Here is a 21,543-nt window from a genome sequence, read left to right as displayed (position 1 = left end):
TCAGCTCGCCTGCCGCAATGCGCCGTCGGCGGCTTCGGCCCAGGTGCAGCAGCCGCCCCCGGCGCGCTTGGCGGCGTAGAGCGCGCTGTCGACCTCGCGCAGCACCTCGTCCATGGCCTCGTCCGTGAGCGGCCGGTCGTTCACCAGCAGGCCGGCGCTGGCGCCGATCACCACGGGGATGTCGGACAGCAGGAACGGCATCGATAGCGAGCGGACCGCCTCGCGCGCGAGCCCCAGCGCCTCGTCGCGTCCGTTCGCGCCGCGCGCGACCGGCCTCAGCAGCATGAACTCGTCACCGCCGAAGCGCGCGGCGAGGCCGCCCGGGCCGACACAGCTCGACAGCCGGGTCGCGACTTGCCGCAACAGCTCGTCGCCCGCGTGGTGCCCGTGGCGGTCGTTGACAGGTTTGAAACCGTCGAGGTCGATGGCAATGATCGCGATGGTCCCGACCGCGCGTTCAAGCGCGGCCAGGAAGGCGGCGCGGTTCGGCAGGCCGGTCAGGAAATCATGGTTGGCCTGGCGGGCCAGTGCGTGCTTGGCCTCGAGCCGTTCGATGAAAGCGGTGCTGAGATGACGCGATGCCTCGCGGATCGAAAACCAGAACAGCACCAGCAGAACGGCGCCGAGCTGATAGGGCAGCTCGGGGCGCATCAATCCGGCGATCAGCGTCGGGGCGAGCAGCACGGCGGTGGTCGTCAGCACGACCCACGGGCGGATCGCCGCGCGGGACACCATGCCGACGCAATAGGACATCGACAGGCCGAAGGCGATCCATGCGCCCGGAGCATCGTTGAGCTGGAACGCGCGAAAGGTGAGGGCCCCAAGCGCAAGGCCGAAGGCGGCGGCGCCCGCGGCGTAGACCTTCTCCCAGAGGATCACGTCGCGATCGGACAGGCGCCCCGCATATTGCTTGTAGCGCAGCAGGCTGACGACGCGACCGATGGCGTTGACGATGATCGCGAACGAGATCGCGATGTAGCCGGGATCGTCGTGCAGGACCGCAAGCGTGACAGAGCCGGTGATGGCGGCCGCATTGATCGACATGACCTGCGGCAGAGAGGTGTACAGGAGATCGACGAGCTCGCGCCGGATCGCCGGGTTCGGATGGATGAATCTGGAAAGCAGCCCGTGTCCCATGGGGACACCATGCGACACCTTTCCTAACAGTTGATGGGCTTGAACGATTCGCGCGACGAAGGTTCGAAGTTACCTTAAATCTTCGTCAATCCGTCAATCGCTCAAGGCGCGCGGCTGGGATCGGTGGTCGGATAGATCGGCGTCGCCGTCGACATTCGCGAGGGCATCGGCGCCGCCGCCGCCACTTTCGGCGCCTCGGCCTTCGGCGTTTCCGCCTTGATGTCGGATTTGGGCGGCTCGAGCTTCAGCGGCCGCAGCGGCTGACGCTTCGCCATCGCGTCGAGCACGGCGCGGTTGGTCTTCTCGATGCGCTTTGCGGCCGCGACGTCGGCAAAGGCGCGGTCGAACTTGCGCATGCGATAGAACACGATGCCGCGGTCGATATAGGCCTCGTGGTAACGGGGGTCGAGCTGGATCGCGGCGTCGAGATCGGCCAGCGCCGCCGCGAAATCGCCCTTCTGGAACGCGGCCATGCCGCGATCGTGACGGGCCTGGGCCTCGCTCGACGCCGTGCCGCCGGCGAGCATTGCATCTGCCGTGCATGGCGCGGTCGCGCCCGCCGCGCAGGGCGTACGCTCCTGCTCGGCCGAATAGACCACGTCCACCTTGCTGACCCGCAACGGCAGCGGCTCGGCGGGAGCGGAGGCATTGCTGCTCGACGCATTGCCGTTGCCGACCGTCGTGCCGGCAGCCGGGTCGCTGCCGGGATTCGCGGCCGCGTCGCTGGCCGTCGCCGCGTCAGTGAGGCTATCGATCGGCCTGGCGGGAACCTGGTTCGGCTTTACCTTGTTGGTCGCAACCACGATCGGCTCGAGCGGCGCGACGGATGCCGAGGACATGTGGGTGAATAGGAGGTAGCCCGTCAGCGCCAAGGCGGACGCGCCGGCCAGCGCCATCACGCCGGACGCGACTTTGTGCACCTTGGCGACGACGGCGAGCTTGGAATCCTGCCGATGCTCGTCCTGCGCGGCGCCGAGCAGCCGGTCATAGGCCGTGCGCTGCTCCTTGTCGCCAAGAATGTCGTTGGCGCGGATGATCTGTCGAAACCGCAGCGCGGCGTCCGGATCGCCGGGATTGACGTCGGGGTGGCTCTCTTTGACCGCTTTGCGGAAGGCCACCCGGATATCGTCAGCGTCATCGTCCGGAAGAGCTCCGAGTAAATCGTAAAGCGTCTTCATCGTCGTTCTCGCTGCAGGCTTCCCTCGTCTCCGATCGAAATTCCTACGGCGAATTTACGCTGGAGCACTCGTACTAACTGTTTCCGCTTGGCATGATGGTTGGTCAATCCGGCGGAAAAATGACTGAAAATGGCGAAGTTCGTAGCCATTTTTGCCGTGTTTGAGCCATCGCGCTCGTCCTTCCTCGTCATGGTGCGCGCAATCTCAGATTGAATCGCTGCTCTCTAGTCGCCTCCGCCGCCGGACCTTCCTCTATGGTGAAGAGAAAGTTTGAAGCCGGATTTAACGGGAGCTGATTGGCAGGTCAGTTATTTGCGACAACATGCGATTGCCGCAGCAGTGTGGCACCGCCGCTCACCCGCCCGCGCGAGCCAGGTTCCGTCAGGGCGGACGCCGTTTTTGGAAACGCTCCGTGCAGCGGAAGCCGCCCGCGATCAGGCGCCTGCTTGCGGAACCAGCGGCGCGGCCGCTATACCGGCCGCATGACTGAATTTCATGGTGTCTTTCCCTACCTGGCCTCGCCGATCGGCGCGGATGGCACGATCCGTACGGAGGTGCTGGGGCGTCTGTGCGACGACCTGATCCATGCCGGTGTGCACGGCCTGACGCCGCTCGGCTCCACCGGTGAGTTCGCCTATCTCGATCGTGCCCAGCGCATGGCCGTCGTGGAGACGACCATCGATGCGGCGCAGGGCCGCGTTCCCGTGATCGCAGGCGTGGCCTCGACCGCGATCGCTGACGCGGTGGCGCAGGCCAAGGCTTACCAGAAGCGCGGCGCAACCGGCATCCTGGCGGTGCTCGAAGCCTACTTCCCGGTCAACGACGCCGGCATCGAGGCGTATTTCCGGGCGATTGCCGATGCCGTCGACGTTCCCATCGTCATCTACACCAATCCCCAGTTCCAGCGCTCGGACCTGTCGCTCGATGTCATCGCGCGCCTCGCCGAGCATCCGCGCATCAACTACATCAAGGACGCGTCCACCAACACCGGCCGGCTGTTGTCGATCATCACTCGCTGCGGCGACGCCATCAAGGTGTTCGCTGCGTCCTCGCACATTCCGGCGGCGGTGATGCTGATCGGCGGCAAGGGCTGGATGGCCGGGCCGGCCTGCATCATCCCGCGCCAGAGCGTCGAACTCTACAATCTCTGCAAGGCGTCCCGCTGGGACGATGCGATGCTGCTGCAGAAGAAGCTGTGGCGCGTCAACGAGGCCTTCGCCCGCTTCAACCTCGCGGCCTGCATCAAGGCCGGCCTGTCGATCCAGGGCTACGACGTCGGCGATCCCGTGCCGCCCCAGGCCCCGCTCTCGCTCGAGCAGCGCAAGGTCGTCGAAGAGGTCCTCAGCAGCCTGGGGTAATGCCAAGATCCTTAATGCCGTCATGGCCGTGCCGACCCGGCCATCCATGCCAAGCGGAAACGAAGTCGTGGATGCCCGGGCCCAGCCCGGGCATGACAGTGTGGTATGCCGCACCAGCACAATCACGGCTTGGCCAGCGGAACTGCGATCCGCTAAAACGCATGCAATTGCATTTGAACTGACCAAGGACTGACGAATGAACATTCTTCCCAACAATATGCGGTTTGGTGCGGGGCAGCCCGTCAAGCGTCTGGAGGATCAGCGACTGCTGACCGGGAAGGGACAGTTCATCGACGACAAGGCGGAGGATGGCGCGCTCTGGCTCTACGTGCTGCGCTCGCCGCATGCCCATGCGAAGATCGTGTCCATCGATGCCGCCGCCGCGCGGGAGATCGCCGGCGTGCAGGCGATCTACACCGGCGCGGACCTCGTCGCCGACGATGTCGGCACCATTCCGACATTGGCGATCTTCAAGCGGCCCGACGGCAAGCCGATGACGGTGCCGCCGCGCCGTCTGCTGGCGCACGAGATCGTCCGCTTCACCGGCGAAGCGGTCGCCGCCGTGGTCGCGACCTCGCGCACGATCGCGCAGGAAGCGGCGGAAGCGATCGTCGTGGACTACGAGGTGCTGCCGGCGGTGACCGATCCGGTGAAGGCGCTCGAGCCGGGTGCGCCCGTCGTCTGGGCCGAGGCGCCGGACAATATCGTTGCCGCGATGAGCTATGGCGATGCCGCCAAGGTGGAGGAGGCCTTCTCCAGCGCTGCGCACAAAGTGTCGCTCGACATCACGAGCCAGCGCCTGGTGCCCTCGGCGATGGAGCCGCGCTCGACCATTGCCGAGATCGAGAAGAAGACCGGCCGGCTGTTGCTCCATGTGCAGTCGCAGACGCCGGCCTCGACCCGTGACGTCCTTGCGGAAGCCGTGCTGAAGCGGCCGAAGGAGAGCGTGCGCGTGCTGGTCGGCGACATCGGCGGCGGCTTCGGCCAGAAGACCAACCTCTATCCGGAGGACGGCATCGTCGCCTATGCCGCGACCAAGCTGGCCAAGAAGATCCGCTGGCGCGCCGAGCGCACCGACGAGTTCGTCGGCGGCACCCATGGCCGCGACCTCACCTCGACGGCCGAGTTCGCTTTGGACGCCAAGGGCAGGGTGCTGGCCTATCGGGTGCGTTCGATCGGCGCCACCGGCGCCTATTCGTCGGGCGCGGCCAACATCATCCCGCTGGTGCTCGGGCCGTTCGTGCAGACCGGAGTCTATGACCTGCCGCTGGTGCATTTCGAGGTCAAGACCGTGATGACGCATACGGCGCCGGTCGGCGCCTATCGCGGTGCCGGACGCCCCGAGGCGGTGTTCATCGTCGAGCGGCTGTTCGATGCGGCCGCGCGCCAGATCGGGATCGATCCGCGCGCCATCCGCAAGACCAACTACATCAAGCCGGCGCAGCTCCCCTACACCAACGCCGTCGGCCAGGTCTATGATTCCGGCGCCTTCGCCCACATGCTGGAGCGCGCGTCCAAGCTTGCCGATTGGGACGGCTTCAACGCGCGCAAGCGCGAGGCGAAGAAGCGCGGCATGCTCTACGGCCGCGGCCTGACCAGCTATATCGAATGGACCGGCGGCCGCGCCCACACCGAGAAGGTGTCGCTGCATGCGACGGCCGAAGGCCGCGTGATCCTGCATTCCGGCACCATGGCGATGGGGCAGGGCCTGCAGACCACCTACACCCAGATGATCTCCGACACGCTCGGCATTCCCCTGGACAAGATCGACGTCGTGCAGGGCGACACGGATCTCGCCACCGGCTTCGGCAGCGTCGGCTCGCGCTCGCTGTTCGTCGGCGGCACCGCGGTGGCGGTGTCGTCAAACGATCTCATTGCCAAGGCGCGCGAGAAGGCATCGAACCTCTTGGAGACCGCGGTCGAGGACATCGAATATCGCGATGGCGTCCTGACGGTCGTTGGCACCGACCGCCGCATCAGCCTGTTCGAGATCGCCGGCAAGGAGAAGCAGGCCAAGCTCTCGGTCGACAGCGAGGGCGAGGTCGACGGTCCGAGCTGGCCGAACGGCACGCATGTCTGCGAGGTCGAGATCGATCCGGAGACCGGCATCAGCCGCGTGGTGCGTTACACCACGGTCGACGACGTCGGCGTCGCCGTCAATCCGATGCTGGTGGCGGGCCAGATCCATGGCGGCGTCGCGCAGGGCATCGGCCAGGCGCTGTACGAGAACGTCGCCTATGATGCCGACGGCCAGCTCCTGACCGCGACCTATCAAGACTACTGCATCCCGCGCGCCGACGACGTGCCGCCGATCGTGGTCACGCTCGACGATTCTGCGCCGTGCAAGACCAACCCGCTGGGCGCCAAGGGCTGCGGCGAATCCGGCGCCATCGGCGGCCCGCCCTGCGTCACCAACGGCGTGATGGACGCGCTGTTCGAGTTGGGGATCACCAACCTGCAGACGCCGCTGACGCCGGAAAAGGTGTGGGCGGCGATCTCCGAGGCGAAGGCGGCAAAAGCCAAAGCGTCGGCCTAAGCGAGCGCGCGGGACGCTCCCGCGTCGGACGTGCTCCTGTTGCGTCGCTCAACGCGCCGATCTGCGCCGAACTGTTCGGTGACGAGGGCGGCGAGGGTTACGCCCGCATCCGGTCGCGCCCCTGCATGCCCAGCGGCGACTGATCTCGCTGCGTCATAGCCCGCCATTCCGGGCAGCCCGTCAGGGCTGAATCCGGAATCTCGAGATTTTCGGTGCAATTGCGCACCTGAGGGGACGATGCTGTCGGATCGCCCCGCCGAGCCCGGCAAGACAACGATCTCACGCGAATCGTCGCGGCGTCGCGACCGAGAGCGACGATGATTGACCCAGATCAAGGTCGCCGACTCGCACTCGCCTCTAGATTGTATCCAACACAACGAGGAGCGCGACCATGCGGCGGTGTGCGGGCGTGATGAGCGGGGCGATGGCTTTGGCAATGGTCGCGTCTGGATCATCTCTGGCGGACGCGTGTTCGCGCGTCCTCTGGGCCGATAATGGTCAGGCCGTTGTCACCGGGCGCAACATGGATTGGCCCGAAGACATGCGCACCGATCTCTGGGCCTTCCCGCGCGGCCTTGCGCGCAAAGGCGAGAGCGGCGACGACAACGAACTGAGCTGGACGTCGAAATACGGCAGCGTCGGCGGGGCGGTTTATAATCTGGCGATCGCCGACGGCATGAATGAAAAAGGTCTTGTCGCCAACCTGCTGTGGCTCTCCGAGAGCGATTACGGAAAGCGCGATCTCAAGCGCCCCGGCCTCGCGCTGTCGCTATGGGCGCAATACAACCTCGACAACTTTGCCACCGTTGCCGAGGCCGTGGCCGATATCGAAACCGGTCGCTATCAACTCATCACCGCCGGCATGCCCGGATACGCGACGGCGACCGTGCATCTGTCGCTTTCGGACGCGACGGGCGATTCGGCGATCATCGAAATCGTCGATAGCGGCAAGGTGCGCGTTCATCACGACCGCCGCTATCTGGTCATGACGAACTCGCCGCCCTTCCCCGAGCAGCTCGCCAATCTGAAGAAATACCACGTCTTTGGCGGCACCGAAGCGCTGCCGGGGACGAGCGAAGCGGCCGACCGCTTCGTCCGCGCCGCCTATTACATCCAGAACCAGACCAAGCCGTCGGACACCCGCCAGACCGTGGCCCGCATGTTGTCGGTCATGCGCAACGTGGCGCAGCCTTTCGTGCGGCCAGACCCGAAGCGACCGGAGGCATCGCATACGATCTGGCGGGCCGTCGCCGACTCGACCGACCGGCTCTATTTCTTCGAATCGACGCTCAGCCCGAACATCGTCTGGGTCAACTTGCCGCTCATCGACCTTTCCGTCGGCGCTCCGATCCGCAAGCTCGACCTGTCCGGGGCGGACAGAGATCTGGTCGGCGAGGTGAGCAGCCAGTTCAAGCCGGCCGCGCCGCTGGAATTCAAGAAAGGCGGCTCCTGACGGGGCGGAACCCTGAGGACAGATACAACGTCATCCTTATATCTGCGTTGTGGCGCTCGCACGCCGCGCGACATGATGCCGGGCGCTCGCCGTGCAGCCCTGCCACCGCACCGGGCCGGAAGCGCCGCGCCGTTTGTTAAGGACGGATTGTGGTGCATTGCAGCACTGAGGCTATGCGCCGGCGATGCTGTCGCACCAGAGTATTCCTGCCACATCAGCAACCTCCTGCTTTGGTCATGCCATGATCACGCACGAAATCGGCCCGGATGCCGACCGCAAGGTAAGGATCTCTCCGGTCAACTCGCACAATGAGTGGGATCCACTCGAGGAAGTGATTGTCGGAAGGCTCGAAGGCGCGACGATCCCATCCGCCCATCCGGTCGTCGCCTGTAACATTCCGGGAATGGCTGCACGGGCGCAAGCGCTGCTCGGGGGCTTCCGCTATCCAAGGATGTTGATTGAACCGGCTCAGCGCGAGCTCGATGGCTTTATTGCGTTGTTGCAGTCGCTTGGCGTGGTGGTCACCCGACCGGAACCGGTTGATTTCAAGAAGCGCTTCAGCACGCCCGAATGGTCTTCGCGCGGCTTCTGCAACTCCTGCCCGCGCGATAGCATGCTCGTGATCGGAGACGAAATTATTGAAACGCCCATGGCGTGGCCCAGCCGCTATTTCGAGACCCATTCCTTTCGTCCGGTCCTGAAGGACTATTTCCGTCGCGGCGCCCGCTGGACTGCCGCGCCACGGCCGCAACTCACGGACGAACTGTATAACGCCGATTTCAGACGGCCCGAAAAAGGTGAGCCGATGTCATATATTCTGACTGAATTCGAACCGGTGTTCGACGCTGCCGATTTCGTTCGCTGCGGGCGCGATCTGTTTGTAACCCTCAGCAATGTCACCAATGCATCCGGCATCGAATGGCTGCGCCGCCATCTCGGCGACGGCTATCGCATCCACGAGATCGAGAGCCGCTGTCGTAGCCCGATGCACATCGACACGACCATTTTGCCGCTGGGGCCGGGCAGGCTTCTGATCAATCCCGAATACATCGACGTCAGCCGCCTCCCGGACATACTGAAGAAATGGGACATTCTCGTCGCTCCCGAGCCTGATCCGATCACCGATCGCATGCTCAATATCACGTCGCTATGCGGAAAATGGCTCAACATGAATGTACTGATGGTGGACGAAAAGCGCATCATCGTTGATCCGCATCATGTGCGAACGATGCGTGCGATCGAGCAATGGGGTTTCGAGCCGATCCCCTGCGAATTCCTGCATTACGCCGCATTTGGCGGCGCATTCCATTGCGCGACACTCGACATCAGGCGGCGCGGGGCGCTCGAGAGCTATTTTTGAGGATTGGCACGCCTATCCGGACTCGAGGCGCAGTCCGACGATGCCAAGTACAATGAGACCAATCGAGGCGAGCCGGGTCGCGGTCGTCGGCTCGTCGAACAGATAGATTCCGAAGAGAGTGGCGACGGCGATGCTCGCGCCGGTCCACGCGGCGTAGGCCGTGCCCATCGGGATCGTCTTCATGGCGAGGCCAAGACAACCGACGCTGGCGCCCATAAAACCCACGGTGACCAGGATCGACGGCAGGCGCGAGAGACCTTCGGAATATTTGAGAGCGATCAGCCAACCCACCTCGCAAAGGCTGCCAATGAATAAGATCACCCAGGCCATGAGAGGTTCTCCCAAAAGATGGGCTTAACGATCCTCGACGGAGTTCGTGTCAGAATTCCACGGTCTCGCTATTCTGCCAACTCGTTTCGCCAAGCCCTTACACTTTGCATGTGCACGCTGGAAGGCTACGGAAAAGCCGGCTTGTCGGATCACCCTGGGTAAGCGGTTCAAGAGCCAACAAATATGAGTCGATCATCAATTGAGAGCTGCCTGGGCACCTGATGGAGATTTCGTCTACGGCCGCCGTGGTGATCGAACAGCACGGCATGTCGGCTCATGGCCCGAAGCGAAAGTGCTGGAGCGCGCCCGACATTTCCGGAGCTGGGGTCAGATCGGCTGTGCCACCCGCCTGCCGGCCACAGCCGCCCTTGGTCCGAAGTTGACATCCAAAATAGTAGGCTCCGGTAGAATCTACTTCGCTCTTACGACCCCGCCGCAAATCCCCCAGCCTCGAAAAAGACTGGTTGCTCGCGGTCGGCCAATCGGGATGGTGAGCCTTCGCAGGACCGCGCAGAAGTGCGGCTCGATCCCTCTTGCGGTGGTGGCCTGACGGTGGACAAGGGTGGGGAGTCGGGCGATTCAGCGATGAGCAGACGACGTAATGTCACGCCCCGGGCGTCCAGTCAGCGCGAGAGGCCGTATCGTTTGGGCATCATCACTGGAAAGCAATGAGTTGAGAAGAGAACTAGGGTTTAGTTTCCCATTTCAAACAAAACTCAATGTCGTCCCATCCGATACACGCCTTATGTTCATCCCAATTGACACAGATCTTCTTTTTTCCAAAACTTACACAGTATTTTCCCGATGCCTTTGCCAAGGATGGCTCGACATATATTGTCTTTCCATCGATCTCGGTTCGCACCAAAATGGTTTTGCCTTTTTTGTCCGTTACTGTTGTTTTGTCTTTACTGAGAAACAGATCTTCATCGGTCATGGTTCTTTCTCCTAAATTGCGCGCTGCCACTTGCGTCCCGGTTCGATGTCAAGCGGTCAACTCAATATAAAACCGACCAGCACCCGTTAGCTTGGCGCGAACTTGAATTCAGTAATTCTTACACCTAGAAGTAGAAATTATCTCAGAATACTACGTATTGATTTCGATCAAAGTCGGTCGGTCCGTCTACGACGAAAATACCCAAGCTAAAGCTGCCGGGAATGCTGGCAAGCCAGGATGTCCGCCCCAACGGTCGCGACCGGGGGGCGGCTGAGTCGGGCAAAACGCGCGAAGATTTGTGCCGGTCCGATCGTACGGGAGTGCCGTAGGGGACGAAAAATCATGGGCGCGCAAAAACTCATTTCGCCAGCCGTTTCAACGCGCAAGGGCTGGTGAGGCCGTAGTCCCGAAATTTTCCTCTTTCTTTTTATCAGAAATCATGGATGATGCACGCATCCCGCCTCGACGAGAGGGGCGTTGCGCGCGATCGTCACGACACGCGAGGCGGGGATGCGATGGACGTTTTTGCGGCGTGAGACGAACGCGGCGAGGGCGGACGTGAAGTCGTGTGGTTCTGGCATCCCGACGCTGATGCTAAGTTGCTTGGGTGATGATCCGAGCGACGACGGTGGCCAAAAAGCCCGGTGCACCGAGAAGAGCACGATATAAGCGTTAAAACCGTCGCGCAGGGAAGGCCGGGACGTCTCGGCCGAACCTGTGGTTCCTGCCCCGTGCATTTTGTTCGCACGGGGGCCATGGGGGCGGCGAGCTCCCGGCCTTCCCTGCGCCCTCTCGATCTTCGAAAGGGCATGTCGATCGCAAGACTCGGGCGTGATCCGCCGCGGGACGACGACGTCATGTCCGCTGCTGTTTGAGCTGTGAATCTGGACGTGCATCGATTGCCGTCGACCGATCGACCGGCAGCTCCAGTCGCACACTGAAGTCGCCTGCCACTCCGCTGAACCGCAGACGGCCGCCATGGGCCTGCGCGACCTCGCTCGCAATGGCGAGGCCAAGGCCTGAGCCGTGGGAGCCGTCGCCTTTCTGGAAGGGAGATAGCAATCGCTGCTGCGCCTCGGCGGCGATGCCGGGGCCGTCGTCCCAGACGATGATCGCGACATGGCTCGCCTTGCTTTCCACCGTCACCATCAACCGCATCTTTGCACCATGCGCCAGCGCGTTGTGAATGAGATTGGCGAGTGCCTCGCGCAGGCTGATGGCATCGGCGGCGATGACGGCATCGTCTTCTGCTGGCACGAAGCTGACGGAGACCTCGCGGTCGAGCGACAACGGGACGCTCTGCGACAACACCGACTTGGCCAGCGCGTTGATGTCGGTCGCGGCGAAGCGCGGCGCCTGGGCGCGGTGCTGGATCATGGCGTGATCGAGCAGTTGGCTGGTGAGGCGGGCGAGATCCGCGATGCGACTGCGCAGCCTGTCGAACGCCTTCGGGTCCTTGGTCTGATCGCTCAGCAGCTCGACCTCGGCATCGATCGCAGCGAGCGGCGTGCGCAGCTGGTGGGTGGCGTCGGCGATGAAGCGCTGCATCAGCGCGATGCGCTCGGCGAGGCGCTGCATGAAGCCGTCGATCGCGCCGACCAGCGCGCGCACCTCGCGCGGCGGCGTGATCGCGATCGGGCTGAGATCGTCCGGCCGGCGCTTGACGATCTCGGCCTCGATCCTCGTCAGCGGCGCGAACACCAGCCGCAGGCATAGCGCAGTCGCCACCAGCGCCAGCACGCTCATCGCGGCGATGAGGCCGATCGCCTTCGAGGCAAGATCCCAGGTCAGCGCGTCGCGGGCGCGCAGGGTCTGCGCCAGCACGATCTGGCTCCAGCCGTCTCCGGGCGCGCCGTCGAGCTTGCGCGCTACCGCGGCGATGCGCACGGCCTGGTCGCGATAGATGCCGTCGCGCAGCACCACGCCCTCGCGCAGCGCCCTGGCGGGCGCGGTGACGGCGAGATCGTCATAGCCGGCGACGACGACGCCGCGCGGATCGGTGACGCGATAGAACACGAGGTCATAGGCCGACAAGGTCGCAAACGCTGCCGCCGGCGGATCCAGCGTCACGACGCCGCCCTGCATGTAGATGTTCTCGGCGATCTGCACGGCGCCGCCGGCGAGCAGCTTGTCATAGGCGTCGCGCGCGGCGGTGGCGGCATATTGCCAGGCGGCGAGGCTCAGCACGACGGCGCCGACGGCCAGGATCGCGCCGATCGCGATCAACAGCCGCGCGCGCAGCGAGGTCCTGAGGTCACGAAGCGTGGAGCTGATAGCCAAGGCCGCGCTCGGTCTTGATTTCGACTGTTGTCGCCGCCAGCTTGCGCCGCAGCCGGGCGACGAACTGCTCGACGGCGTTGGGGCTCGGATCCTGGTCGAAGCTGAACAGCTGCTCGACCAGCTCCTCTTTGGCGACGTAACGCCCAGGGCGTGCGGCGAGGATTTCCAGCACGGTCAGCTCGCGCCGCGTCAGGTCCAGCGGCTGGCCGGCGACGCTGGCGGTGCGCCCGGCGCGGTCGATCACCAGCGGCCCCAGGGTCAGCAGATTGTCGGACTGGCCGGCGGCCCGGCGCAGCAGCGCCCGCGCCCGCGCCTCCAGCTCGCGATAGTCGAACGGCTTGATCAGGTAGTCGTCGGCGCCGAGGTCGAGCGCGCCGATGCGGTCGTCCACCGCCGAGCGCGCGGTCAGCACCAGCACCGGCGTGCGCAGGCCGCGCTTGCGCAGGTGCTTGAGCACGGCAAAGCCGTCCATGTTCGGCAGCATCACGTCGAGCACGATCAGGTCATAGGTCTGCACCTCGATCAGCTCGCTCGCGGTGCGGCCGTCCTTTTCCCAGTCGACGGCGTAGCCGATCCGCTCGAACCGGCTGGTCACGGCGGCGCCGATCTCGGGCGTGTCTTCCACCAGCAGGATGCGCACGGTCTCGTTGTCCGCCTCGGAGTCAGGTTCGCGTCAGTCTCCTCCTCTATCACCTCGGATAAGGGCGCCGAAGTGCACCAAGCGAAATTTCGCACTGCAATATAACGGAGGGGAGGACGCATGACCGTCCATCAATCGCCATCTCAGTTCGAGCCGCTGCTCTCCGTCGAGGGCGTGACGCTCCAGTACAAGACGCCGGACACCTTGGTCACGGCGACCTACCGCGTCGATTTCAAGGTCTTCGATTCCGACCGCTTCGTGCTGCTGGGGCCCTCCGGCTGCGGCAAATCCACGCTTCTCAAGGCGATCGGCGGTTATCTGAAGCCGACCGAGGGCCGCATCCGCCTCAAGGGCCACGATGTCACCGAGCCCGGCCCGGACCGCATGATGGTATTCCAGGAGTTCGACCAGCTGCTCCCGTGGAAGACGGTGCGCGAGAACGTCGTGTTCGCGCTGACCGCCAGCGGCCGGCTCGGCACGGCGGAAGCCAACGAGCGCGCCAAGTCCTATATCGACAAGGTCGGCCTCACCAAGTTCATCGACTCCTATCCGCATATGCTCTCCGGCGGCATGAAGCAGCGTGTCGCGATCGCCAGGGGCATGGCGATGGAGCCCGACGTGCTCTTGATGGACGAGCCGTTCGCCGCGCTTGACGCGCTGACCCGGCGCAAGATGCAGGATGAGCTGCTGCAGCTTTGGCAGGACACCCGCTTCACCGTGCTGTTCGTGACGCATTCGATCGAGGAGGCGATCAAGATCGGCTCGCGCATCCTGCTGCTGTCGCCGCATCCCGGCCGCGTCCGCGCCGAGCTCAACAGCGTGCCGCCGGGCACGATGGGCTCGCCCGAACAGGTCGCGCTCGAAGGGCGCATCAACGACATGCTGTTCGGCCATCACTGAGACACGAGGAGAGCATCATGAGCGAGACGATGGCGCTGCGCCCCGAAATCGTCAATGCAGACACGCCCCTCGGCGACGTCAAGGTCGAGGCCAGCCTGTCCTGGCTGGAACGCATCTACCACGTCGGTGCGGTCCGCAAGGCCATCATCCTGGTGGCACTCGCCGCGCTGTGGCAGGCCTATGGCCTGTGGCTCGGCAATCCCCTGTTGTTTCCGACCTTCACCGACACGCTCTCAGCCTTCTTCGAGAACATCGGCAACGGCATCATCCCTGCGCGCACCCTCGTGTCGCTGGAGACGCTGCTGATCGGCTACGGCATCGGCATCGCGCTGGCGGCCGTGCTGACCACGATCGCGATCGGCTCGCGGATCGGCGCCGACATGCTGGAGGCGCTGACCTCGATGTTCAACCCGCTGCCGGCGATCGCATTGCTGCCGCTGGCGCTGATCTGGTTCGGCCTCGGCAAGGGCAGCATCATCTTCGTGCTGGTGCATTCGGTGTTGTGGGCAATCGCGCTCAACACCCATTCCGGCTTCCGCTCGGTGTCGAACACCTTGCGCATGGTCGGCCTGAACTACGGCCTGCGCGGGTTGAAGCTGGTGCGCTTCATCCTGATCCCCGCCGCATTCCCGGCCATTCTCACCGGCCTGAAAGTCGGTTGGGCCTTCGCCTGGCGCACCCTGATCGCGGCCGAGCTGGTGTTCGGCGTGTCCTCGGGTTCCGGCGGCCTCGGCTGGTTCATCTTCGAGAACCGCAACCAGTTGGAGACGGCCAACGTCTTCGCCGGCCTGTTCACCGTGATCTTCATCGGCCTCGTCGTCGAGAACGTCGTGTTCGCCACCATCGAGCGCAAGACGGTGCGGCGCTGGGGCATGCAGCACTGATTTTCGAGTTATAAGCACAACAACAAGGAAGGGAGACGACCATGTCCTGGAGCAAATCACTCACGGCCGCCGCGCTCGGCCTCACCGCATTGCTCGGCGCCACCGATGCCTCGCAGGCCGAGGTCAAGGAAATCCGCCTCTCCAAGGGCTACGGCATCCTCTATCTGCCGCTGATCGTGATGGAGGATCAGAAGCTGATGGAGAAGCAGGCGGAGAAGGCCGGGCTCGGTCCGTTCAAGGTGAACTGGCAGATGCTCGACGGCGGCAACATCATCAACGACGCGATGATGGCCGGCTCGCTCGACATCGCCGGTACCGGCGCGCCCGGCTTCATCACGCTGTGGGCCAAGGCCAAGGGCATTCCGGCGGTCGAGGTGGTCGGCGTCAGCGGCCTCTCTTCGACCTCGCTGTGGATGAACACCAACAATCCTGAGATCAAGTCGCTGAAGGATTTCAAGCCGAGCGACAAGATCGCCCTGCCGGGCATCAAGACCTCGCTGTCGGCGGTCATGCTGCAGATGATGGCGGCGCAGGAGTTCGGCAAGGAGAACTACGCCAAGCTCGATCCGATGACCGTCGGCCTGCCGCATCCGGAGGCGCTGGCGGCGCTCACCTCGGGCAAGACCGAGATCACGGCGCATTTCACCTCGCCGCCGTTCTCCTACATCGAGCTGAAGGATTCGAAGATCCGCCGCGTTGCCAATTCCGCCGACGTGCTCGGACGGATGACGATGGACGTGGTGTTCGCGCCCAAGCGCTTCGTCGACGCCAATCCCAAGGTCGTGCAGGCGTTCCTCGACGCGCTCGACGAGGCCTGCACGCTGATCGCCAACGACAAGGCTGCCGCGGCCGAGATCTATGCCCGCACCGCCAAGGTGAAGACCACCAAGGAGGACGTGCTGGAGATGCTGCAGGACAAGGACACCTGGTTCTCGTCGACGCCAGAGGGCGTGCTGAAGATCGCCGAGTTCATGCACGGCGTCGGCTCGATCAAGGTCAAGCCGGCGAGCTGGCAGGACATGTTCGTGACCCAGCTACGCGACCGCAAAGGCAGTTGAGCGAGACCCGTCACGGCCTGCGCGGCCAATGACTGGCATCCGCGAGGTCACCCGGGAACTCTCCCGAACCCACGCTCCGGCCGCCGAGACTTATGTCCGGCGGCCGCCGGCCGTCATTGCGCCGCTGCCCAAGCTGTGCTCTGACGAGGCGGCACAACCGGGAGAAGGGGGACGCGCGATGCGGAGATTGCTGACCGTGCTGGCGGCACTGATGACGCTGAGCCTGACCAATTGCGGCTACAACGCCATCCAGACCAATGACGAGCAGGTCAAGGCGGCTTGGTCCGAGGTCGTCAACCAGTATCAACGCCGCGCCGACCTCGTGCCCAACCTGGTCAACAGCGTGAAGGGCTTTGCCCAGCAGGAGAAGGACGTGCTGCTCGGCGTCACCAACGCCCGCGCCAAGGTCGGCAGCGTCCAGGCCACGCCCGACGTCGTCAACGATCCCGCTGCGCTGCAGAAGTTCCAGGCCGCGCAGAGCGAACTGACCGGCGCGCTGTCGCGGCTCCTGGTTGTCACTGAGAATTATCCGCAGCTGAAATCGGACGCGCTGTTCCGCGACCTGATGTCACAGCTCGAAGGCACCGAGAACCGCATCACGGTGGCGCGCAACCGCTTCATCAAGGCGGTCCAGGAATACAACGTCGGCATCCGCACCTTCCCGAATAACCTGACCGCAATGATGTTCGGCTACAAGGAGAAGGCCAACTTCACGGTCGAGAACGAACGCGAGATCTCGGTGGCGCCGAAGGTCGATTTCAACGCGCCGTCGCCTGCGCCGTCGAAATAGCCGGAGCAGGGAATCGTGCGCGCGCTGCCGGTCCTCAAGGCGCTGCTTGCGACGCTGCTCGTCTGCTTCGCCACGATGGTGCTGGCCGACGTCGCGGTGCCGCAGCTCACCGGCCGCGTCGTCGACCAGACCGGCACGCTGTCCTCCTCGGACATCGCAGGCCTCACGCAGAAGCTGAAGGACCTGGAAACCCGCAAGGGCAGCCAGGTCGCGGTGCTGATCGTGCCGACGACGCAGCCCGAGACCATCGAGCAGTTTTCGCTCCGCGTCGCCGAGGCCTGGAAGATCGGGCGCAAGAAGGTCGACGACGGCGCGCTGCTGGTGGTCGCCAAGAACGACCGCAAGCTGCGCATCGAGGTCGGCTACGGCCTCGAAGGCAGCCTCACCGACGTCACCGCGCGGCGCATCATCGACGAGGTCATCACGCCGAAATTTCGCAGCGGTGATTTCGCCGGCGGCATCGACGCCGGCGTCGATCGCATCATCGGCGTGATCAATGGGGAGACCCTGCCGGTGCCGCAGCCGCAGGCCTCGCACGGCACGGATCTCGACATCGACTCGATCTCCTCCTTCGCGCCGGTGGCGCTGTTTGGTGCGCTCGTGATCGGCGGCATCCTGCGGACCCTGCTCGGACGACTGATCGGATCGCTCGCGACCGGCGGCGCCATGGGCGTGATCGCCTGGCTGCTGGTGGGATCGGCGGGTCTCGCGGCGCTGTCGGCCATTGCCGGCTTCGTCATCGCTTTCATTGCCGACAGTTTCGCCGGGATGAATACGCCGGGCAGCGGTCGCCGCGGCGGCTGGTCGAGCGGATCGTCCTCGGGCGGTTGGAGCAGCGGCAGCTCGAGCGACAGCGGAAGCTTTTCCGGCGGTGGCGGCAGCTTCGGCGGCGGCGGCGCCTCGGGCAGCTGGTAAGGACGGGACGCGCGACCATGGGCATCAAGCGGATCGGGTGGCATCTCCTGCATCATCCCTGGCAGATGAAGCGTATCTTCACGCCGGACGTGCTCGCGCGCATCGAGCAGGCGATCAAGGATGGCGAGCGCACCCATGCCGGCCAGCTTCGCTTCGTCGTCGAGGGCGCGCTCGACGGCCGGCCGCTCTGGCGCGACCAGCCGCCGCGCGAGCGCGCGTTGGACCTGTTCTCGCACCTGCGGATCTGGGACACCGCGCACAACAATGGCGTCCTGATCTATCTGCTCTTGGCCGATCGCGACGTCGAGATCATCGCCGACCGCGGCATCCACGACCGTGTCGGCGCGGCGGGTTGGGAGGCGATCTGCCGGGCGATGGAGGCTGAGTTTCGCCAGGGCCACTTCGAGCAGGGCGTCATGCAAGGCATCGCCGCCGTCTCACGCGAGCTCGCCAGGCACTATCCGCCGCACGCCGGCGATCCAAATGAGCTGCCCGACGCTCCAGTGGTGCTGTAGCGATCCATTCCGCGGCACACGTCTCGCTCAACCTGACTTGAAATTGGCGGGCACGATTCCAACCCCGTCATTGCGAGCGCAGCGAAGCAATCCAGACCGTCTCTGCGGAGGGATTCTGGATTGCTTCGCTGCGCCGCTGCGCTCGCAATGGCGCGGACGGAGCCGTGTTTGCCATTCACGTCGTCGTCGCAGAAGCGCCGTACCGCTTCGCCATCGCCCCCGCCATCTCCGTCATCTTCGCCCGCAACTCGGGCGGATCGAGTACCTCGGCCTCCGGCCCGAAGCGCAGCAGCTCGCCAACCGCATGCCATAGTGTTGTTCCGGTCGGGATCGTCGCGATGCGCCAGCCATCGGCATCGGCTTCGTCGGCCAGGCGCGTGCGGGCGCGCACATAGGGCTGACTCAGCGCCTCTAGCAGCCGCACGCCGAGCGGTGACAGCCGCACCGTTGCGAGCTTCGGATGCAGCTCCGCTTCCAGCCGCTCGGTCGCAGCCCGCCAATAGGCGGCGAGATCGAAGTCGGCGGGCCGCGCGAAGGTCTCCACTGTGACGGTGCAATCGAGCACGCGCGCCACGCGATAGGTGCGCACGCTGCGCTCGACCTGCCCTGCGAGATACCAGCCGCCGCCCTTGAGCACGAGGCCGAGCGGCGCCACCCGGCGGCGCTTCTCGGCGCGCCAGCTCTGATAGCGGATGTCGATCAGGCGGTCGGCGAGCAGCGCGTCCGCAATGGTTCGCAGATGCGTCGGCTCCTCGGACTCGCCGAACCAGCCAGGCGCGTCGAGATGGAAGCGCGCCTGCATGCGGCCGGCATTGGCGCGCAGGCTCTCCGGCAGGGCCGCCACCAGCTTGGTCTGCGCCGCGCTCATCGCGCCATCGAGCCCGAGCGCGGCGGCGGGGCCCGGCAGGCCCGCCATGAACAGTGCGTCGGTTTCCGTCGGCGACAGCCCGTTCAGCCGCACGCGATAGCCGTCGAGCAGGCGGAATCCGCCTTCGGCGCCGCGCTCGGCATAGACCGGGATCCCCGCCGCGGCGAGCGCGTCGATGTCGCGATAGATCGTGCGCACCGAGACCTCGCAGGCGTCTGCGAGCTCGGGCGCGGTAACCTGTCCCCTGGCCTGCAGGGTGGTGAGGATCGAGAGCAGCCGGCTCGCGCGCATGCCCTTCTTTAAACATACCTGACACACCTTGTCAGGTATGGTGTGCGACAAGCCCGCACCGCAGCCGGCAATGGGAGGACACCATCATGACCGCCGACGACAAGATCACGCTGTATTACTCGCCGCAGACCCGCGCCGCCGGTACCCGCGTCCTGCTCGAGGAGCTGGGCGCGCCCTACGATCTGCATGTCCTCAACATGAAGGCGGGCGAGCAGCGCAAGCCGGAGTTCCTGGCCGTCAATCCGCTCGGCAAGGTGCCGACGATCGGACATCGCGGCCAGATCGTGACCGAGCAGGTCGCGATCTTCATCTATCTCGCTGATCTGTTTCCGCAAGCGGGGCTGACGCCGGCGCTCGACGATGCCATGCGCGGGCCCTATCTGCGCTGGATCGCCTATTACGGTGCGTCGTTCGAGCCCGCCGTGATCGACCATTTCATGAAGCGCGAACCGGCCCCGATCACGCAGTCGCCCTACGCCGACTACGACACGATGCTGGGTGCGCTTGAGCAGCAGCTCGCCAAGGGGCCGTATCTGCTGGGCGAGCGCATGACCGCTGCCGACATTCTGTGGGGCGTCGCCTTCAACTGGACCATGATGTTCGGCGTCGTGCCGCGCAAGGACGTGTTCGTGCGCTATGCCGAGCGCGTCACCCAGCGTCCGGCGTTCCAGCGCGTCACCGCCGCGGATGCCGAGATGGCGGCCCAGCACGCGGCCGCCGCCGGCGTCTGAGCGCCAGCATCGACGCAATCGAGCGAGGTCCCGCCGGCAACGGGACCTCGCTCGTGCGATTGCACGTTGTCCGCCAGGCGCGGGTCGCCGAACGTCCGACCTCCCGCGTCGCCGTCGCTAATTCAGGCTGATCCCCGTGAGCGGCGTGCCGTCGACGCCGTTGTTGCTGATCGCGTTGTTCTTGAAGGACGAGACGGAGCCGCCGCCGGTCTGGACGACGCCGTTGGCGTTGCCCTGGATGACGGAATTTCCCAACGTCACGATGGCGCCGCTGCCGCTCGCCAGAACGCCGGTGTTGTTGAACTCGGACGCATTTGCCTGAAGCATCCGTTCTACGGCTACCGGCGCGTGACGGCCACCATCCGACGTAAAGGCATGGTCGTTAATGCTAAGAAGGTGCTCAGGCTCATGCGCGAGGACAATCTTCTCGCACAGCGCAAGGCGCCATTCCTGAAGCCGCCTGCAGAGCGACCAAGGGACATTGTCGTGGTGCCCAATCTCGTGCGCGGCCTGGTGCCGTCCGATCCCGATCAGATCTGGGTCGCAGACATCACCCACGTCCATCTCGCCACGACCTTCGCCTACCTCGCGGTCATCCTCGACACCTTCTCGCTCAAGGCGGTTGGCTGGGCCTTCGAGAACACGCTCGATGCCTCGCTCGCGATTGCGGCATTGAACAAGGCCATCGAGGCCCGCAAGCCGCAATGCAGCAGCCTGATCCACCATTCCGACCGTGGCGTGCAATACGCGTCCATCGCCTATCGCCAAATATTAGCGGATCGCGACATCACGATCAGGCCGGGCAACCCCTTCGACGGCAAGGCGTTCTCCGACATAAGAGACGCTCGCCGCCGGATCGATAGCTTCATTGCGGATGGCAACCCCACTGTCACAGAAATTATCGTGTCTCACTTAAGGGGGGCAGTCCAGCACTGTCACCGAAAAACGGCCCGACGGGCAATTCCCGCAATCCCGTCATGCGCAAACTGCCCGTCGAGCCAGTTTGCCGCATGTGTGTCGGCTTGCGGCGCCGGCAAATCACGACGATGAGCCCGGCCATCCCGTTCGCTATGAGGAGGGGCGGCTCGGCCGATCGTCACGAGGCGTAGCAGCGGGGAGCGGTGGACGGGTTGGGCTTGGGGCTTCGCGCGAGCGGGCCGGCGAGCAGGTCCGGTGCGGACGGTCAAGTCGTAGAGTCCTGGCATCCCGATGCCGATGCCAAGTTCGCATGCAGGCTTCGCCTCGTGCGGATGACGGTGACCAGAAAGCCCGGCGCACCGGGGAGACTACGAAGCAGCCGTAACACCATCGCGCAGGGAATGCCGGTGGTGGATTCAATTGGTCGTCGCAACACTCGATGAGGAGGTTGCGATGGGCATTCGAAA

At 64.7% G+C, this 21,543-nt stretch carries 20 protein-coding genes; 12 read left to right on the top strand and 8 right to left on the bottom strand.

The window, feature by feature from the left end:
• Both QX126_RS21590 and QX126_RS21585 read right to left on the bottom strand, forming a co-directional pair.
• Window positions 1-1,137, bottom strand: coding sequence for a GGDEF domain-containing protein (locus QX126_RS21590; protein ID WP_315734324.1), 1,137 nt, complete (start codon window positions 1,135-1,137; stop codon window positions 1-3).
• Between the two features lie 101 nt (window positions 1,138-1,238).
• Complete coding sequence (locus QX126_RS21585) at window positions 1,239-2,315, bottom strand: J domain-containing protein (protein ID WP_315783531.1); 1,077 nt, start codon at window positions 2,313-2,315, stop codon at window positions 1,239-1,241.
• A 482-nt stretch (window positions 2,316-2,797) separates the two neighbouring features.
• On the opposite strand from QX126_RS21585, the gene QX126_RS21580 reads away from it, so the two are divergent.
• From QX126_RS21580 to QX126_RS21565, 4 genes are all read left to right on the top strand, one after another.
• Complete coding sequence (locus QX126_RS21580) at window positions 2,798-3,673, top strand: dihydrodipicolinate synthase family protein (protein ID WP_315783529.1); 876 nt, start codon at window positions 2,798-2,800, stop codon at window positions 3,671-3,673.
• Between the two features lie 196 nt (window positions 3,674-3,869).
• On the top strand, window positions 3,870-6,209 hold the full coding sequence (locus tag QX126_RS21575; RefSeq protein WP_315783527.1) for a xanthine dehydrogenase family protein molybdopterin-binding subunit: 2,340 nt from the start codon (window positions 3,870-3,872) through the stop codon (window positions 6,207-6,209).
• 391 nt (window positions 6,210-6,600) lie between these two features.
• Window positions 6,601-7,662 carry a linear amide C-N hydrolase gene (locus QX126_RS21570; protein ID WP_315783526.1) on the top strand — a complete coding sequence of 354 codons (1,062 nt, stop codon included), beginning with the start codon at window positions 6,601-6,603 and terminating at the stop codon, window positions 7,660-7,662.
• Window positions 7,663-7,903: 241 nt separating this feature from the next.
• A complete protein-coding gene (locus QX126_RS21565) occupies window positions 7,904-9,022 on the top strand; it encodes an amidinotransferase (RefSeq protein WP_315783754.1) in 1,119 nt (372 codons plus the stop codon).
• 12 nt (window positions 9,023-9,034) lie between these two features.
• Here QX126_RS21565 and QX126_RS21560 read toward each other — a convergent pair whose 3' ends face one another.
• From QX126_RS21560 to QX126_RS21545, 4 genes are all read right to left on the bottom strand, one after another.
• Complete coding sequence (locus tag QX126_RS21560; protein ID WP_315783524.1) at window positions 9,035-9,352, bottom strand: multidrug efflux SMR transporter; 318 nt, start codon at window positions 9,350-9,352, stop codon at window positions 9,035-9,037.
• A 685-nt stretch (window positions 9,353-10,037) separates the two neighbouring features.
• Complete coding sequence (locus QX126_RS21555; RefSeq protein ID WP_315734314.1) at window positions 10,038-10,286, bottom strand: hypothetical protein; 249 nt, start codon at window positions 10,284-10,286, stop codon at window positions 10,038-10,040.
• Window positions 10,287-11,141: 855 nt separating this feature from the next.
• Window positions 11,142-12,566, bottom strand: a complete 1,425-nt coding sequence (locus tag QX126_RS21550) for a sensor histidine kinase (RefSeq protein WP_315783522.1) — start codon at window positions 12,564-12,566, stop codon at window positions 11,142-11,144.
• A complete protein-coding gene (locus QX126_RS21545) occupies window positions 12,541-13,206 on the bottom strand; it encodes a response regulator transcription factor (protein ID WP_315734309.1) in 666 nt (221 codons plus the stop codon). Before QX126_RS21545 ends, QX126_RS21550 begins: the two co-directional genes overlap by 26 nt.
• Window positions 13,207-13,326: 120 nt before the next feature.
• Between QX126_RS21545 and QX126_RS21540 the strand changes: the two genes are divergently transcribed.
• The 6 genes from QX126_RS21540 to QX126_RS21515 all read left to right on the top strand — a co-directional run bounded on the left by QX126_RS21540 (window position 13,327) and on the right by QX126_RS21515 (window position 18,268).
• Window positions 13,327-14,106: an ABC transporter ATP-binding protein gene (locus tag QX126_RS21540; RefSeq protein WP_315783520.1), complete on the top strand. Its 780-nt coding sequence runs from the start codon at window positions 13,327-13,329 to the stop codon at window positions 14,104-14,106.
• A gap of 17 nt (window positions 14,107-14,123) precedes the next feature.
• The gene (locus QX126_RS21535; protein WP_315783518.1) at window positions 14,124-14,990 is read left to right on the top strand and encodes an ABC transporter permease; all 867 of its coding nucleotides are present in this window, start codon (window positions 14,124-14,126) and stop codon (window positions 14,988-14,990) included.
• Window positions 14,991-15,031: 41 nt separating this feature from the next.
• Window positions 15,032-16,048, top strand: coding sequence for an ABC transporter substrate-binding protein (locus QX126_RS21530; protein WP_315783516.1), 1,017 nt, complete (start codon window positions 15,032-15,034; stop codon window positions 16,046-16,048).
• 178 nt (window positions 16,049-16,226) lie between these two features.
• Window positions 16,227-16,838: a LemA family protein gene (locus tag QX126_RS21525; protein ID WP_315783514.1), complete on the top strand. Its 612-nt coding sequence runs from the start codon at window positions 16,227-16,229 to the stop codon at window positions 16,836-16,838.
• A gap of 15 nt (window positions 16,839-16,853) precedes the next feature.
• On the top strand, window positions 16,854-17,753 hold the full coding sequence (locus QX126_RS21520) for a YgcG family protein (RefSeq protein ID WP_315783512.1): 900 nt from the start codon (window positions 16,854-16,856) through the stop codon (window positions 17,751-17,753).
• Window positions 17,754-17,770: 17 nt separating this feature from the next.
• Window positions 17,771-18,268 (top strand): TPM domain-containing protein, encoded by a 498-nt coding sequence (locus QX126_RS21515; RefSeq protein ID WP_315783510.1) that lies wholly within the window; start codon window positions 17,771-17,773, stop codon window positions 18,266-18,268.
• A gap of 175 nt (window positions 18,269-18,443) precedes the next feature.
• On the opposite strand, the gene QX126_RS21510 is transcribed toward QX126_RS21515, so the two are convergent.
• Window positions 18,444-19,427 carry a YafY family protein gene (locus QX126_RS21510; RefSeq protein ID WP_315783508.1) on the bottom strand — a complete coding sequence of 328 codons (984 nt, stop codon included), beginning with the start codon at window positions 19,425-19,427 and terminating at the stop codon, window positions 18,444-18,446.
• An 86-nt stretch (window positions 19,428-19,513) separates the two neighbouring features.
• On the opposite strand from QX126_RS21510, the gene QX126_RS21505 reads away from it, so the two are divergent.
• Complete coding sequence (locus tag QX126_RS21505; RefSeq protein WP_315775377.1) at window positions 19,514-20,158, top strand: glutathione S-transferase family protein; 645 nt, start codon at window positions 19,514-19,516, stop codon at window positions 20,156-20,158.
• A 117-nt stretch (window positions 20,159-20,275) separates the two neighbouring features.
• Here QX126_RS21505 and QX126_RS21500 read toward each other — a convergent pair whose 3' ends face one another.
• Entirely contained in the window at window positions 20,276-20,485 is a 210-nt protein-coding gene (locus QX126_RS21500; RefSeq protein WP_315783506.1) for a hypothetical protein, read from the bottom strand.
• A 21-nt stretch (window positions 20,486-20,506) separates the two neighbouring features.
• On the opposite strand from QX126_RS21500, the gene QX126_RS21495 reads away from it, so the two are divergent.
• Window positions 20,507-21,208 (top strand): DDE-type integrase/transposase/recombinase, encoded by a 702-nt coding sequence (locus tag QX126_RS21495; protein WP_315783505.1) that lies wholly within the window; start codon window positions 20,507-20,509, stop codon window positions 21,206-21,208.
• Window positions 21,209-21,543 lie beyond the last annotated feature (335 nt).

The sequence above is a fragment of the Bradyrhizobium sp. SZCCHNPS1003 genome (assembly GCF_032381555.1).
Lineage (GTDB): Bacteria > Pseudomonadota > Alphaproteobacteria > Rhizobiales > Xanthobacteraceae > Bradyrhizobium.
The sequence above is the reverse complement of the archived record's forward strand: the minus strand, read 5'-3'. Positions and strand labels throughout refer to the sequence as shown.